This is a genomic window from Streptomyces sp. VNUA24 (genome assembly GCF_029167005.1).
GTDB classification, from domain to species: domain Bacteria; phylum Actinomycetota; class Actinomycetes; order Streptomycetales; family Streptomycetaceae; genus Streptomyces; species Streptomyces scabiei.
Genome location: NZ_CP119143.1, coordinates 9,655,915 through 9,670,126 on the forward strand (window position 1 = coordinate 9,655,915; position 14,212 = coordinate 9,670,126).

The following is a 14,212-nucleotide window of genomic DNA, read 5'->3' on the forward strand; positions in this document are numbered from 1 at the left end:
GTGAACGCCTCGCCCCCCGCACCCACCGCCCAGCAGTTGTTCGACGAGAGCGGCCTGGCATCGTCCCACGAGCCCATCGGGACGAACACGGTGGCCGCCCTCCTCGCCCGGCACTACCGGCTGGCCGGACATCTCGAGCGGCTGGCAACCGAGAAGGACGACACGTTCCGCCTGCGGACCGGCACGGACGACCATCTCGTCAAGGTCTCCCCGCCCGACGAGCCGGTGGCCGTCGTGGCTCTGCAGACGGCCGTGATGCGCCATCTCGAAACCGAAGCTCCTCATCTGCCCACCCAGCGGGTGAAGGAGACCATCGAAGGCGGCGACAACGTACCGATCGAGACGGACGACGGCGGGGTTCGAGTCCTGCGGGTCCTCGACTACGTCGAAGGTGCCGTCCTGGCGCGGACGAACCCCGATCCCACGCAGCTGGCCAAGGCCGGGCAGATGCTCGGGCGAGTGGACATGGCTCTGCGGTCCTTCGGACATCCGGCGGACGAGCGGCGCCTCGTGTGGGACCTCCGGTACTTCGACCAGGTGCGGGAGCTCATCCCGTACACACCCGACGCCCCGCACCGTCGGCTGGCTCAGGAAGTGTTCCGCCTGTTCCACGAGACCGTCGTTCCGAGGCTGGGGGATCTCGAGACCCAAGTGATCCATGGTGACTACAGCCCCTACAACGTCCTGGTGGATCCGCGGACGGACGGCTTCGTCACCGGAGTGATCGACTTCGGTGACAGCATGCGCAGTGCCTTGATCTTCGATCCCGCGGTGTCCCTCGCGAACCTCCTCGGCCGGACACCGCGAGATCCCTGGCACGAGGCATACGACTTCGTCGCGGGATACGAGCGGGCGCGCCCGATCAAGGACACCGAACTCCCGCTCCTGCCCATTGCCGCACTGGCACGGCTGACACTTCGTGCGCTGATCACCCACTGGCGCGCGGAGCGCGTGCCGGACCGTCGCGCGTATCTGCTCGAGCATGCCGGCGACGACTGGCTCAACCTGGAACGCGCCATGTCCGTCGCCCTGCCGGAGGTCGTGGACCGCTTGCTGAGCACTCGCCGTGACACGTCCGGAGCCGGCCCTGAGACGGAGACCCCGGGTTCGGGCGACGTACGGTCTGGCTAAGGTCATGAGGTGAGCAGCATCAACCCCACACCACGCGACCACAACACGGCACGTGTCCTCGACGTGGTTCTCTCCCGTGCGCCGTTGACCCGGAACAAGCTCATCGAGGTCACGGGGTTGAGCAAGGCCACAGTGTCACGGGCCGTCGAAGACCTGCGCTCGCACGGGTTCGTCGTGGACGGGGGAGTCGACGCCGTCGTCGGGCGTGGCCGTCCGTCGACGTACCTCGACGTGCCCGGGACGGCCGGACACGTCGTGGGCGTCAGCTTCGGCGCCGTGACCACCGGCGTGCTGGTGACCGACCTGCGCGGCCGCGAGATCGGACATGTGGTCGTCCCGACGGCCGAGCACCACGACGTCCCCGCCGGCGGACGGTGGCTGGCCGACCTGATCGCACGGACCAGCGCCTCGGCGCGAGGGCCCCGGCGCCAGATCGTCGTGGCACTGCCCGCCCATGTCCGCGACGGCGCCGAGGTCTTCCGGCCTGCCGATCCGATGAAGATCTTCTCCGGCGGAGATCTCCACCGCGTCCTTGAAGAACTCCTCGACGCTCCGGTGACGTTCGACAGCGACGCGAACGCATCCCTGCTCCAGGTGCTCACGGACGACGAGAGCATCCACGACGCCGCCCTGTTCAGCCTCAGCAGCACCGTGAACCTCGCGACGTGCAGGGACCGGGAACTGGCTCGGGGACGTACTCCCGCTTTCGGCGACATCGGTTCCCTCTCCTCGGGTGTCGACGACCGCACACTCAACGGGATGCTGAGCACTGCGGGGCTTGCGAGGCTCGCCCATGACCACGGACTGGACACCGAGCGCGTCGAGGACCTGTGGCTCACGTCCCAGGACCATCGGGGCCGTGCGGAGACACTCGAGGCATTCACGACGGCGGTCACGACCGCCGTGCGTGTCGTCGCCGTGACACTCGATCCCGAATCCGTCTACTTCGTCGGCCGGTTGAGCCCTCTGGTGGAGGAGGTGCTCCCCGAAGTGCGCAAGCGACTCGAACACAGCTTGCCGGCCGTGCCCCGGATCTCGACCGTCTCCCAGGTTCTGGGACTCTCGGTGGCATGCGGCGCGGTGCACGCCGGCCTGGCCATGACGCACAACCGCCTGCGGGACGCACTGCTGAAGGCACGCGCTCAGGGTCCGCGGCAGGAACAGGCTGCGCCGGCGTTCTGATGGAGCCGATCTAAGCTCCCCACTACGCCGAGGCGGCCGGAGCGGGCGGCTACCTGGTCCTGAACCGCTCCGGACGGACGAAGTCCAGGCCTTCGACGGTCTGCTTGCCGAGCGCCTCGTGTGCGGCGATGTGGCCGTAGCCGGTCGCCATCTTGAAGCCTTTTCCGGAGAACCCGGTGGCGCAGTAGACGCTGCTGTTCTCGTCCAGCCGGCCGACGAGGGGATGCCTGTCCTCGGTGAAGAGGTCGGGGAAGGCGTCTGCGCGCACGATGGTGGGGGTGAGGCCGGGGAAGAATTCGGTGACGGTCTCGGTGACCTTCTCGATTTCTTCCGGGGTGAGTTCCCTGAGCACGGAGCCCGGGTCGGGGGTCGCCCGCGCGCGCCCCTTCATCGGTGCGTCCACGGATGCCTTGACCGTCACGCCGTCGACGGCGGGTGCGCCGTACAGGGAGCGATCGTCGTACTGCCGGCTGAAGACGGGGAAGTTCTCCGGCGAGAACTGTGTGCCGTCCTGGGCGATGAACCAGGTCAGGACGAGCCGATGGGTTTCCGTGACTGCCTTCAGGTAGTCGGGCATGAGCCTGCGGGACCAGCCGCCCGAGGCGACGACGACCTTCTCGAACGTCCAGGTTCTGTCGCCGGAGGTGACGACCACGCCGTGGTCGGTTTCGGTGATGCTGTCCACGGGTGTGTTCTGCAGGACGGTGGCGCCGTTGACTCGGGCCGCCGCGACGGCGGCGCTGACGGCGCGGTCGGTGCGCAGAACTCCGGCGTGCGGGTCGTAGACGGCGCAGTCGTCAGGGCGGAGGTTGTGCTGGGGGTAGCGTTCCGCTGTCTCCTCCCGGTTGAGGACGCGGTGCTCGGCTCCCGTGACGCGCGCCGTCTCCAGGAGACTGTTGATGAAGCTGCTGTTCGCCGTCCCGATGGTCAGGCCCCCGGTGGGCGTGAAGATTTCCTGCCCCGTTTCCGCTTCGAGCTCGGCCCACAGGCTTCGGGAGCGTTCCAGGATGGGGTAGTAGTCGGGTTTCCCGAAGTAGATCATGCGGAACAGGCGGGTGTCCCCGCCCACGGCGCTGCGGCCGTGGGCGGGGGTGGCGGCCTCGAAGCCCACGACCGAGTCGGTCAGCCGGGAAGCCTGCCACAGCGCCATGCTTCCGATGCTGCCCAGGCCGATGACGGCGAGTTGTGCGTCCATGAGTGGCGTTTCCTTTTCGTCTACTCGTGCAGTCCCGCGAGGCGGCTGCCGAATCTGGCCAGGAGCGAGGTCGTGCTGGAGCCCCGGCGCTCCTCCCACCGGTCGGCGATACCGAAGAGCCGGTACATGGCGTGAACACCCAGCCAGCGAACGGGTTCCGGTTCCCACTTCCGTGCCCGGTAGCCGACCCAGGGAAGGGTGGTGCGTACGGTCTCCCTCTCCAGGGCGAGCTCCGCGAGGGTCCTGCCGCCGACATAGGCCGCCGTGACACCGTGTCCCGCGTAGCCGGAGGACGATCCGATCCCGGCGGCCGGGTCCCAGAGCACGCCGCCGTTCCAGTCCCGCGTGACGCCCAGCACTCCCGACCAGGCGTGATCCACCTCGAAGGGGATCCCCGGGAAGAAGGAACCGAGCTTGTGCGAGATCAGGTCGATGGTGGACCGGGCGGTCGCACCGGCTCCTCCCGTACCGGAACCGAAGCGGTAGGGGACACCGCGGCCCCCCATGGCGATACGGCCGTCCGATGTCCGCTGGGCGTAGATGAACGTGTGCGCGGAGTCGTTGAGGCACTGGGGACCGTCCCAGCCGATCCGCTGCCACGCCTCCTCCGGCAGGGGCTTGGTCACGATCATCGAGGAGTTGACCGGGATCAGGGCCCGGCTCCCCAGCAGTCGTCCCGAATAGCCTTCGGTGCAGATGAACGTCTTCGCCGCGGTGACACGCCCGTCGGCCAGAGCCAGGGTCCGGCCCCCGACACGGTCCACGCGGCTGCCCTCGTAGATCCTGACCCCGATGGAGGTCAACGTGTCGGCGAGGCCGTAGACGAGTTTCGCCGGGTGGATCCGTGCGCAGTGCTTGTAGAAGAGCCCGCCGTGGACGGTGGCGATGTCGATCCTGGACCGGAACTCGTCCCGGCCGAGCAGGTGGACCTCGTCGTCGGTCAACCCGTACTTCAGATCGGCATCACGCCTGGTGACAAGTCGGCCCAGCCCTGCCCGAGTGTGGGCCGCGACGAGCGCTCCGCCCTTGTGCTGATCGGCGTCGATGCCCTCGGCCCGGAGGATGTCCAGGACGGCGTCGACGCCGGCGACGAATTCCTGTTGCAGTGCCCGGCTGGCCTCCAGCCCGCCCCCGGCGCGGGCGAAGCCGGCACGGTTCCCCGGCGGCATGGCCGAGAGCCAGCCGCCGTTGCGCCCCGACGCGCCGTAGCCGACCTGTTCGGCCTCGAAGACGGCGACCGAGAGCGACGGTTCGAGCTTCTTGGCGAAGTACGCCGCCCAGAGACCGGTGTAGCCGCCGCCGACAATGGCCACGTCGACGGTGTCCTGGCCGGTGAACCGGGGGAACGAGGGCTTCCTGTCGGCCAGTTGCCTCACCCAGAAGCCGAGCTCTCCGTTTCGGGGTGGTACCGCGAGGGCGTTCATGGTGTGTCCTTGATCTGTTTCGGGACATCGCGCGGGCTGCTGCTGGAAGGCGGTGAAGTCGCTGCCGACCGGGTCCGTTCCCCGGTGATGTACGAGGGCGCCGACGGCGCGAGGAAGGGGACGGCGTCGGCGACCTCTCGGACGGGGCGAGACGCTGGAGCGGCATCTGCCCTTCCCGCGCACGGCGGATGACCTCTGGGGCGGATCTGCGGTGCCGAGCACCTGTTGAAGCCGCCACCGCCGCACCGCTCATGAGCGGCTCGCCGCTATACCGCGGTGCAGACCATCTGGATCTCGACCGGACTGTCGAGCGGCAGCCCGGCGACACCGATCGCGGTGCGGGCGTGCCGTCCGTTCTCACCCAGCACCTCGATCAGCAGTTCACTGGCCGCGTCGGCGACCAGTGACTGCTCACCGAAGTCCGGCGCACTGGCCACGAAGACCAGCATCTGCACGATCCGGACCCGCTCCAGATCTCCCACCGCCAGCACAGCCGCAGCGAGACAGTCGAGCACCGCATGACGGGCGAGTGACCGCGCGAGCCTTGCTGACGCCGAGTCACCCTTGGCGGTTCGAGGCAGGGGCCGACTCATGTCGCCACCGCCTGGCTGGGGATCATTTCCTCAGATCTCCGCTCGGCATCACGGGCGCGGAAGCCCGAAGAGGACCGGGAGGTCGGCTATGTCGGTGATCCGCTCGTAGGCGAGCCAGTGCTCGTCGTGCTCCCAGCCGCGGTCCATGTACACCTTGTTCTTGATGCCCATGATGGCCGCGGACCGGTGGTCGTACATGGGGCTCGCGGAGACGTGCACGATCTCGTCGGGTGCCACGCCGAGCTTGTCAAACATGTACTCGAACGCGCTGAGTCGCGGCTTGTAGACGCCCATCTCCTCGGCGCTGATGACGACCTCGAAGGGGGCCTTGAGGTTCTCCGCGAGGCGCACGGCGTGCGCGGTGTCGCTGTTGGTGATGATGACCAGCGGGACCGCCTCGGCCAGGCGGTTCAGCGCCTCGGTGACACCGGGGTACGGGCCCCAGGTGGGGATGCGCTCGTACACCGCCCGCGCCTCGTCCTCGCGGAACTCCAGACCGACCTTGTGCAGGGCGCGCTCCATGGAACGCGCGACGACCTGGTGGAACGGCTGGTAGGCGCCCGTGCACTCGTCGATGCGGTACGCCTTGCAGATCCGCAGGTACTCATCGGCGACCTCGGCCGGCAGCCGGTCGCCCAGGACCTCACGCATCGTGTCGTTGATGCTGAACCTGATCAGTGTGCCGTTCATGTCGAACGTCACGAACTTGGGCTTGACGTCGAATCCCACCGGGTCCTCCTAGTGCTTCAGTGGAGCAGTCACGCTTAGTCGATTGTCGACCACTTAGTCGATTGTCGACCAAATAAATCTCGGCTGTCAAGAGCGTCGGAGGAGTGCCTTCGGGCAGGTCGGGTGCTGCAGCTGTCGGGTGCCGCAGCTGTCGACCGAGGTCGCCTTCGGGTGGGCCCGCGGGTCGGATGGGGCCTCGCCGTGAACGCGGTGAGCTCCTTGCCGGACAGTCGACTTGAGGTGGGGAAGCAGAAACCGGCAGAGGTATAGTCGACAAACGACCAAATGGTCGACAAGCGTCCAGGGAGGCACGGGGTGGACCACAAGTTCGAGTGGCAGGAGCAGCGGACAACGACGCCGGACGGCGTCTACCGCACTCTGCGTGCTGCCATCCTCAACGGAACCGTGCGTCCTGGTGGCCAGCTCCGCGAAGCGCACATCGCCTCGGACCTCGGGATCAGCCGGTCCCCGCTGCGTGAGGCGCTGACCAAGCTGGAGGAGGAAGGGCTCGTCGTCAAGTTCCCCTACCGTGGGGCCTTCGTCGTAGAGGTGAGCGCTCGTGAGGTGGCCGAGATCGACTCGGTCCGGCTTCACGTCGAACCCTACGCCGCCGAGCTCTCGGCCGAAGCGCTGCGCGGTCCTGAGCGGCCGCAGTTGCTGCAGACCGTCGAGGATCTTCGTCGAGCGATGGAGGAGGACGACATCCCGGCCAGCATCGACGCGCACCTTCGCTTCCACCGACTCTTCTACGAACTCTCGGGGCACGGCGTCCTGCAGAGTCTCTGGACCGGCTGGGAGACCCGGCTGCGCCTCCACCTCAGCGTCGATCACCGCACTTACAGCAAGGACCCGCAAAAGTTGGTCGTCGAGCACGAGAGGTTGGCCGCCGTCGCCCTGGAAGGCGACACGGAAGCGTTCCGCCGTGAGCTGGCCGCCCATTTCCCCATGGGCCTGGGTGCCCGGAAGCCGGATTCGGACGGACGCGCGCCCCGGCACGCATGAGTCCATGCCTGCTGTGTGCGGCGTTCGAGCCCGCTCGACACTGTGATGGTGCGGCCCCCTGCCGAGTGGGGCTGCGTGAGTGCCTCGTTGGCCCTGAATGTTCCTGGTGGGCGGGGCCGGGGGGTGGGTAAAGGTCACCCGTCAGGTCGGCATGGGTGCCGCGTCCGGCCGTGTCCCGGCACGCAGGGTGGTAGGCCACACCTGTGACCTGGCCGGGACGGCGCACTGACCGCCTCCGCGGCACGGTCACCGCAGGTGCGCGGATTGCTCAGGCATGCGTTGCGGCCTGCCCTGTCTCCGCCCCTCAGCACTGCCGCAGCGTCCGGGCCTCAGCCCTGACCGCGCTTCGGTACGCCTGCGAAGGCGCGACCAAGGACGACAGGACTCCGCCGGGGTCGGGCTTGTGGCCGCGCTTGCCCATCGGCAGGCAAGGCGCGAGCAACGTACACCGCTGCCGGGCTTGCCGCCCGGGTTTGAGGGCCGGCCTCTGCGGGTCTGGCCGCAAACCGGGCGGCAGGCCGAGCCGCTCTCGAGAGCCAACTCGCGGCGCTGACCGCCGCTCCCATCAGGGACTGACCCGAACGCACGCGGTGTTCCAGGGTCGCGTTCGACGCTGAAGTGTGTGTTGACAGCGCTCAACTGTCGACCATATGGTCGACAAACGACAATGTGGTGGGCAGGTTTAAGCCCCTATATAGCGCTTTGTCGTCTCTGCTGCTCGATAGGAAAGCCGAGTGCAGATGATCAAGCCTTATGTGAAGGGGGTCCTCCCGGCCGATCGCGCGGGAGTGTGCCCCGACCCGACCGCGGAGGTGACTCGATGAGTCAGACCGTGACCCCGCCGACCAACGCCGCCTCGGCTTCCGACCGGCTTCAAGCCTTGGGCTTGGCCCTTCCCGAACTCCGTGACAATCCGTACTACGTGCACCACCGGACCGTGGGCTCCAGCATCTACATCTCGGGCCAACTGCCCTACAAGGACGGTTGGTTGCTGGGGCAGGGCGCTGTGGGCAGGGACGTGGAGCTGGACTCGGCGCGGTCGCTCGCCCGTCATGCCGTGCTCAATTGCCTCGCTGCGGCTGTGCTGGCGGTGGGAGATCTGGACCGGGTCCGGATCGTGCAGATGCTGGTCTTCGTCGCCAGTACGCCGGACTTCGGTGAGCAGTCACTGGTCGCCAACGCGGCCAGTGAACTGCTGATCGAGGTGCTGGGTGAGAACGGACGGCACGCCCGCACCGCGATCGGTGTCGCCGGGCTGCCGCTCAACAGTCCGGTCGAGATCCAGATGGTCTGCACCGCGGTATAGCGGCGAGCCGCTCATGAGCGGTGCGGCGGTGTACGCAAACGCGAGATGTCGCCGACCGCTTTCGGTATCCAGAGGGAGTCAGCACCCGCGCCCCTCGATCATTCCAGGCAGCATCACAAGGAGGGGCAGCATGAACCGGCTGCAACGAGCACTCGACGCTCTGGTCGAGCGGGTCGACACCCCCGCGCCGATCGTGCTGGTCGACGTCATGCAGGGCAACATCGACCGCGTCCAGAGCTTCGCCGACCAGCGCGACCTCAAGGTCAGGCCGCACATCAAGACGCACAAGTGCGTGGAGATCGGGCGACGCCAGGTCGCGGCGGGCGCGGTCGGCATCACCGCGGGAAACGTCGGTGAGGCCGAGGTCTTCGCCGCGGCCGGGTTCGACGACATCTTCCTTGCCTACCCGATCTGGGCCGCAGGAACGAAGGGGCCCCGGATTCGCCGGCTCACCGAGTCCGCCCGGCTGCGGGTCGGCGTCGACAACGTCGCGGCCATCGAGGCTCTCGCCGATGCGATGGGAGAAGAACCGGACCGACTGCAGGTCGTGATCGAGGTCGACTGCGGCGCCCGTCGTTCCGGGGCGCCACCCGAGGCCGCAGGCGATCTGGCGCTCGCCGCCCGCAAACGTGGCCTGATGCCGGTGGGCGTCTTCACCTATCCCGGTCATGGCGGCGCGGATCGGGACGCCCGCCGACGCGCCGCGCAGGACCAGGAAGCCGCGCTCACCGCCGCGGTACGCAGCCTCGCAGGTGTCGGTGTCACCGCAGAGGTGGTCAGCGCCGGCTCCACTCCCACCTTCGAGTTCTCCACCAGCGGCGTGATCACCGAGATCCGTCCCGGTGAGTACATCTTCGGCGACCTGAACAACGCCCGTCTGGGCTCCTGCACGGAGGACCAGATCGCGCTGTTCGTCGCCGGCACCGTGGTCAGCGACTGGGTCCCCGGCCAGGTCATCGTCGATGTGGGCAACAAGGCCCTCAGCAAAGAAGGCAGCCCCGAGATCGGCTACGGAGGCATCGCCGGCACGAAGGCAGTCCTGTCCAAGGTCAACGAGTACCACGGGTTCCTTCCGCTCACGGACGGCGAGTTCCGCCCCGGAGTCGGCAGCGTCGTCCCGGTCGTGCCGAACCACGTCTGCCCGGTCGTCCTCGGTTTCGAGGAACTGATCGTCACCGACAGCACGGGCACGTCGCTGCAGCGCTGGCCGGTCGACGCCCGCGGATTCCTCAACTGACCGATGCCGGGGACGGGACCCCCGAATCCGAGCCCACGACCCGACCGACCTCACCCGCGAAGGAGTGCCAGACATGAGACTCGACAAGGCCACGGCCTTGGTGACCGGTGCCAGCAGTGGCATCGGGGAAGCCGTGAGTTCCCACTTCCGCCGCGAGGGCGCACGACTGCTGCTCACCGGCCGCAGGGAGCGACTCGACAGCGCTGAACCCGACGACCTGTACGTTCCCGGGGACCTCAACGACGAGGCGTTCGTCGAGCGCCTGGCCAAGCAGGCCGCGGAGTCCTTCGGCTCCGTCGACGTCGTCGTCCTCAACCACGGTCTGCAGGCCGTCAGTCCGCTCACCGAGATGGCCTGCGACGACGCGAGGAACGTACTGGAGAGCAACCTGCTCAGCGCGTTCCTGGTGATGAAGCACTTCGCCCCTCTGATGCCCGATACCGGCGGTTCGTTCGTCTGCGTCAGTTCACGGCTGGGCATGGTGGGCATGGCCGGGCAGGTGCTGTATTCCGCCGCCAAGGGTGGCCTCATCATGCTCGCCAAGGGCGCTGCCATCGAATGGGCTTCGCGCAACATCCGTGTCAACGTCGTCGCTCCGGGGCTGACCGTCACTCCGGTCATCGAAGCGGCGTTCGAGCGCAGGCCGGACCCCGAGGCATACCGACGTGAGCGCGAGAGCACGATCCCGCTCCAACGCCTCGCCACCCCCGAAGAGGTTGCCGACGCGGTGCTCTTCTTCGCGTCGTCGGAGTCGTCGTACGTGACCGGATCGGTCCTGACCGTCGACGGCGGGTACACCGCTTTCTGAACATCCGTCGGCGCACCGGGCGACCGCCCGGCGGTCCCGCCGCCGTACGGACCGACAACGCGTCCTCAATGCCTGCGGCGGCCCGTTCACCGATCCGGCGCAGCGCGCGGCGGCCCGTGAGGCCATGCCCGGGTCCGCTCTCGTCGACTCGGTCGTGGGCGGACACGCCGACCCGCGCAGGGCCTGTACGGCCCTGCCGTGCCCTGGGCGGCCGACGAGCGCGTCGGCGTCACCGGCCGAGCCGAGGCCGCGACCGCCGCGCAGGCCGACTCCCGGACCAGGGACGAGGACCTGCGCGTCGCCGCTCACACCAACCGCACGGAGCTTCCCGGAGCCGCCACCGTCCTCCGCGAGGCGAAGGTGCGATGAGTCCCGTGGTCACACTGGTGGGGAATCATTTTCGAGCCGGCGCGTCCTGGCTCGCAGCCATGCCGTCAGCCGGCGGACGCGTCCGTCCCGCTCGGGTGATTGACGGGCGAGGAGGTGATAACTGGTGCCGTCGGGGACGAAACCGAAGGGCGCGACGAGTTGCCCTCGCTCCAGGTCGTCGCGGGCGACGGCATACGGGGCGATGGCCACTCCGACGCCGGCCGCGGCCGCCTGGAGGGTCAGGTAGAAGTGCTCCAGGGTCTGCTGGGAGGCGGGCTCGGCCTTCATGCCGGTGATACGTCGCCAGTCGTCCCACGCCTGCGGTCGCGTGGCGGTGTGCAGAAGAGTCACCTGCGACACGCCGTCGGTGCCGGTCAGGAGGGGCGCCAGATCGGGCCGGCAGACGGGGCCGATCCGTTCGGCGAACAGACGGCTCCGGCTCGCCTCTTCGGGGAACGGGAAGTCGTCCCGGCGGATCGCGAGGTCGATGTTGTCCCGCTCGAAGAAGACGGGGCCGCCGCCGGCGGACAGGTGGACGGCGACGTCCGGCACGTTCACGGCCAGATCGGGGAGCCGGGGGATGAGCCAACGCATCAGGAGTGTGGGCTCACACGAGAGGGTGAGCGGTCCTGTCGGTGTCCGGTGGGAGATCTGCCGGGCTGCCGCATCGATCTGATCGAGCGCGTCCCGCACGACGGCCGCCAGTTGGCGGGCCTGCGGGGTGGGACGCAGGGTGCGTGTCCCTCGTTCGAACAGTGATATTCCGAGGGACCGTTCCAGGTTCTGGATCTGTCGGCTCACCGCGCCGTGCGTGACATGCAGTTCCTGCGCCGCCGCCGTCATGCTCGCGTACCGGACAGTCGCCTCGAAGGGCTGCAGCGTATTCAGAGGAGGAAGGTCCGGCCAGCGCATGTGTGAATTCTACTCACAGGTCATGTGAGAACGAATCGTTTGTCCTGCTCATTTTCCTGAAGGACTATTGATTCGTTCACAGAAGAGGTGACTGAACGGAGAAGTGGGTCATGGTGTTCCGCAACGACGCGCGGCAGGCTATCGCCATCCTTGCGGATGACCTCACCAGTGCCGGGGACGGTGCCGCGCCGTTCCGCGGAGCAGGTCACGACGCCCGGATCCTGTTCACCACCCCGGCCGGCGCGCCGCCACATGCCGCGTGCGTGAACGCGGTCGACCTGGGGAGCCGGGTGCTGGACGAGGAGGCCGCCGCTCTGTCCACCTGGCGGACGGCCCGCCTCTTCGCCGGCTCCGAGGTGCTCTTCAAGACGGTGGATTCCACCCTGCGCGGTCATGTCGCGGCAGAGGTCCGGGCCGCATGGGCGGGATCGGGAAGGCGGGCGGTCGTCGTCGCACCGGCCTTCCCGGCGGAGGGCAGAGTGACGGTGCGCGGGGTCCAGTACGTGCGGGGCATACCGGTCCACGAGAGCGACTATGCCCGCGACCCGGTGCACCCCGTGCGCTGCTCGGACCTCGCCACGCTGTTCCCGGAGGCCGTGTCCGTGCAGCCGGACCGTGCGGCCGAGCTGCCCGAACTGATCGCGAACGGCGACCTGATCGTCTGCTCCGCCACCGTGGACGGTGACCTCGACCGTCTGGTGGCGGCGGTCCCGCGGCTCGACGAAGTGCTGTGGGTCGGCTCCCCGGGTCTGGCGGCCGCCCTGGCCCGAAGGTGTGCTCGCGCCACGGCCGGCGCCGCATCACCTCCCGCCCCGGCCCGGCGCCCACTCATCGTGGTCGGCAGCACCAACCCGGCGACCCGACGGCAGCTGGCCGAACTCCACAGAAGTGCGGACGTCCAGGGTGTCACCGTCGGCGTCGATCCGGCCCCGGCCGTGGCGCGGCTGCGAGACCTGACGGCTCCCGTCCTCACCCTGCGGACACCCGATGAACGCCACACGCCACAGACCGCACGCGTACTCGCCCGCTCTCAGGCAGCCGTCGTCCAGGCGCTGACCGAGGACCGCATGGTCGACGCGCTCGTCATCACCGGCGGGGAGACCGCCACCACCGTGCTCCAGCCCCTGGGCGTCACCGGCGTCGACCTGCTCGACGAACCCGAACCGGGCGTCGTCCGAGGATCCCTGATCGGCCGACACACCCTTCCCGTGCTGATCAAGGCAGGCGGCTTCGGCGACGACGCCATGCTCCTGCGCCTGTGCCACCTCATCCGACATCGCCCCGACCCAGGAGAGAACGCATGACTCCGATCGCCATCACCATGGGCGACCCCTGCGGAATCGGCCCCGAGATCACCCTCAAGGCGTGCGCCGACTCCCGCCGCACGGTCCCCGTCGTCGTCATCGGCGACATCGACGTCCTCGACCGCGCCGACAAGATCGCCGACACCCGCCTCGCACTCCGCCCCATCGACTCCGTCGACCAGGCGAAGTACGCACCCGGCACGGTGGACGTGCTCGCAGAGAACGGCCTCCCGGCCGACCTGGCCTGGGGCACCCTCGACGCCAGAGCCGGAGCGGCGTCCTTCCGGTACGTCCGCCGCGGCATTCGGCTCGCGATGGCCCACGAGATACGGGCGCTGGTGACCGCGCCGATCAACAAGGAAGCCCTGCGCCTGGCCGACGTCCCCTATCCCGGGCACACCGAGATCCTCGCCGACCTGTCCGGCACCACCGACTACGCGATGATGATGGCCACCGACGAGCTGCGGGTCGTCCTGGTCACCGTGCACGAGTCACTCCGCTCCGCGATCGACGCGATCACCACCCCGCGCGTACTCGACATCATCCGCCTCACCCAGCGCACACTTCGGCGCGGCGGCCTGACCACCCCCCGCATCGCCGTCGCCGGCCTCAACCCGCACGCAGGGGAGAACGGCCTGTTCGGTCGTGAGGACCTGGACATCATCGCCCCCGCCGTCCAGGCCGCTCAGAGCGAAGGCATCCAGGCCAGCGGACCCTGGCCCGCCGACACCGTCTTCATGCGAGCCCGCGCCGGAGCCTTCGACGCCGTGGTCGCCCAGTACCACGACCAGGGCCTCATCCCCGTCAAGTACCTCGGGATCGAACACGGCGTCAACATCACCATCGGCCTGCCCTTCGTCCGCACCAGCGTCGACCACGGCACCGCCTTCGACATCGCCGGTCTCGGCACCGCCGACCACACCAGCCTGCTCGGCGCCCTGACCCACGCCGACCGCCTGTCCTCAGGGGCACCGGCCCGCCCCTGACCCACGGACCTCCGTAAGCCCCGGAACAGAGAAC

Annotated in this window: 14 protein-coding genes; 9 read left to right on the forward strand and 5 right to left on the reverse strand. The window is 68.6% G+C overall.

Annotated features, from left to right (window positions below; all coding sequences use genetic code 11):
- Both PYR72_RS41530 and PYR72_RS41535 read left to right on the forward strand, forming a co-directional pair.
- Positions 1-1,131, forward strand: a complete 1,131-nt coding sequence (locus PYR72_RS41530; protein WP_275460072.1) for a phosphotransferase — start codon at positions 1-3, stop codon at positions 1,129-1,131.
- A gap of 9 nt (positions 1,132-1,140) precedes the next feature.
- The gene (locus tag PYR72_RS41535; RefSeq protein ID WP_275460073.1) at positions 1,141-2,313 is read left to right on the forward strand and encodes an ROK family transcriptional regulator; all 1,173 of its coding nucleotides are present in this window, start codon (positions 1,141-1,143) and stop codon (positions 2,311-2,313) included.
- A 49-nt stretch (positions 2,314-2,362) separates the two neighbouring features.
- Here the strand turns inward: PYR72_RS41535 and solA are convergent, their stop codons facing one another.
- The 4 genes from solA to PYR72_RS41555 all read right to left on the reverse strand — a co-directional run bounded on the left by solA (position 2,363) and on the right by PYR72_RS41555 (position 6,254).
- Positions 2,363-3,508 carry an N-methyl-L-tryptophan oxidase gene (gene solA, locus PYR72_RS41540; RefSeq protein ID WP_275460074.1) on the reverse strand — a complete coding sequence of 382 codons (1,146 nt, stop codon included), beginning with the start codon at positions 3,506-3,508 and terminating at the stop codon, positions 2,363-2,365.
- A gap of 20 nt (positions 3,509-3,528) precedes the next feature.
- Complete coding sequence (locus tag PYR72_RS41545; RefSeq protein ID WP_275460075.1) at positions 3,529-4,932, reverse strand: FAD-dependent oxidoreductase; 1,404 nt, start codon at positions 4,930-4,932, stop codon at positions 3,529-3,531.
- Positions 4,933-5,198: 266 nt separating this feature from the next.
- On the reverse strand, positions 5,199-5,525 hold the full coding sequence (locus PYR72_RS41550; protein ID WP_275460076.1) for a RidA family protein: 327 nt from the start codon (positions 5,523-5,525) through the stop codon (positions 5,199-5,201).
- A gap of 48 nt (positions 5,526-5,573) precedes the next feature.
- The gene (locus PYR72_RS41555; protein ID WP_275460077.1) at positions 5,574-6,254 is read right to left on the reverse strand and encodes a haloacid dehalogenase type II; all 681 of its coding nucleotides are present in this window, start codon (positions 6,252-6,254) and stop codon (positions 5,574-5,576) included.
- Between the two features lie 315 nt (positions 6,255-6,569).
- Here PYR72_RS41555 and PYR72_RS41560 point away from each other — a divergent pair, with 315 nt between their 5' ends.
- From PYR72_RS41560 to PYR72_RS41580, 5 genes are all read left to right on the forward strand, one after another.
- The gene (locus tag PYR72_RS41560) at positions 6,570-7,256 is read left to right on the forward strand and encodes a GntR family transcriptional regulator (protein ID WP_275460078.1); all 687 of its coding nucleotides are present in this window, start codon (positions 6,570-6,572) and stop codon (positions 7,254-7,256) included.
- 820 nt (positions 7,257-8,076) lie between these two features.
- Entirely contained in the window at positions 8,077-8,562 is a 486-nt protein-coding gene (locus tag PYR72_RS41565) for a RidA family protein (protein WP_275460079.1), read from the forward strand.
- A gap of 130 nt (positions 8,563-8,692) precedes the next feature.
- Positions 8,693-9,799 carry an alanine racemase gene (locus PYR72_RS41570; protein WP_275460080.1) on the forward strand — a complete coding sequence of 369 codons (1,107 nt, stop codon included), beginning with the start codon at positions 8,693-8,695 and terminating at the stop codon, positions 9,797-9,799.
- Between the two features lie 73 nt (positions 9,800-9,872).
- Positions 9,873-10,607 (forward strand): SDR family NAD(P)-dependent oxidoreductase, encoded by a 735-nt coding sequence (locus PYR72_RS41575; protein WP_275460081.1) that lies wholly within the window; start codon positions 9,873-9,875, stop codon positions 10,605-10,607.
- A gap of 198 nt (positions 10,608-10,805) precedes the next feature.
- A complete protein-coding gene (locus PYR72_RS41580) occupies positions 10,806-10,976 on the forward strand; it encodes a hypothetical protein (RefSeq protein ID WP_275460082.1) in 171 nt (56 codons plus the stop codon).
- 9 nt (positions 10,977-10,985) lie between these two features.
- Here PYR72_RS41580 and PYR72_RS41585 read toward each other — a convergent pair whose 3' ends face one another.
- A complete protein-coding gene (locus tag PYR72_RS41585) occupies positions 10,986-11,888 on the reverse strand; it encodes a LysR substrate-binding domain-containing protein (protein WP_275460083.1) in 903 nt (300 codons plus the stop codon).
- 110 nt (positions 11,889-11,998) lie between these two features.
- Between PYR72_RS41585 and PYR72_RS41590 the strand changes: the two genes are divergently transcribed.
- Complete coding sequence (locus tag PYR72_RS41590) at positions 11,999-13,192, forward strand: four-carbon acid sugar kinase family protein (RefSeq protein WP_275460084.1); 1,194 nt, start codon at positions 11,999-12,001, stop codon at positions 13,190-13,192.
- The gene (gene pdxA, locus PYR72_RS41595; RefSeq protein ID WP_275460085.1) at positions 13,189-14,178 is read left to right on the forward strand and encodes a 4-hydroxythreonine-4-phosphate dehydrogenase PdxA; all 990 of its coding nucleotides are present in this window, start codon (positions 13,189-13,191) and stop codon (positions 14,176-14,178) included. The genes PYR72_RS41590 and pdxA overlap by 4 nt, the downstream gene beginning before the upstream one ends.
- Positions 14,179-14,212: the final 34 nt, after the last annotated feature.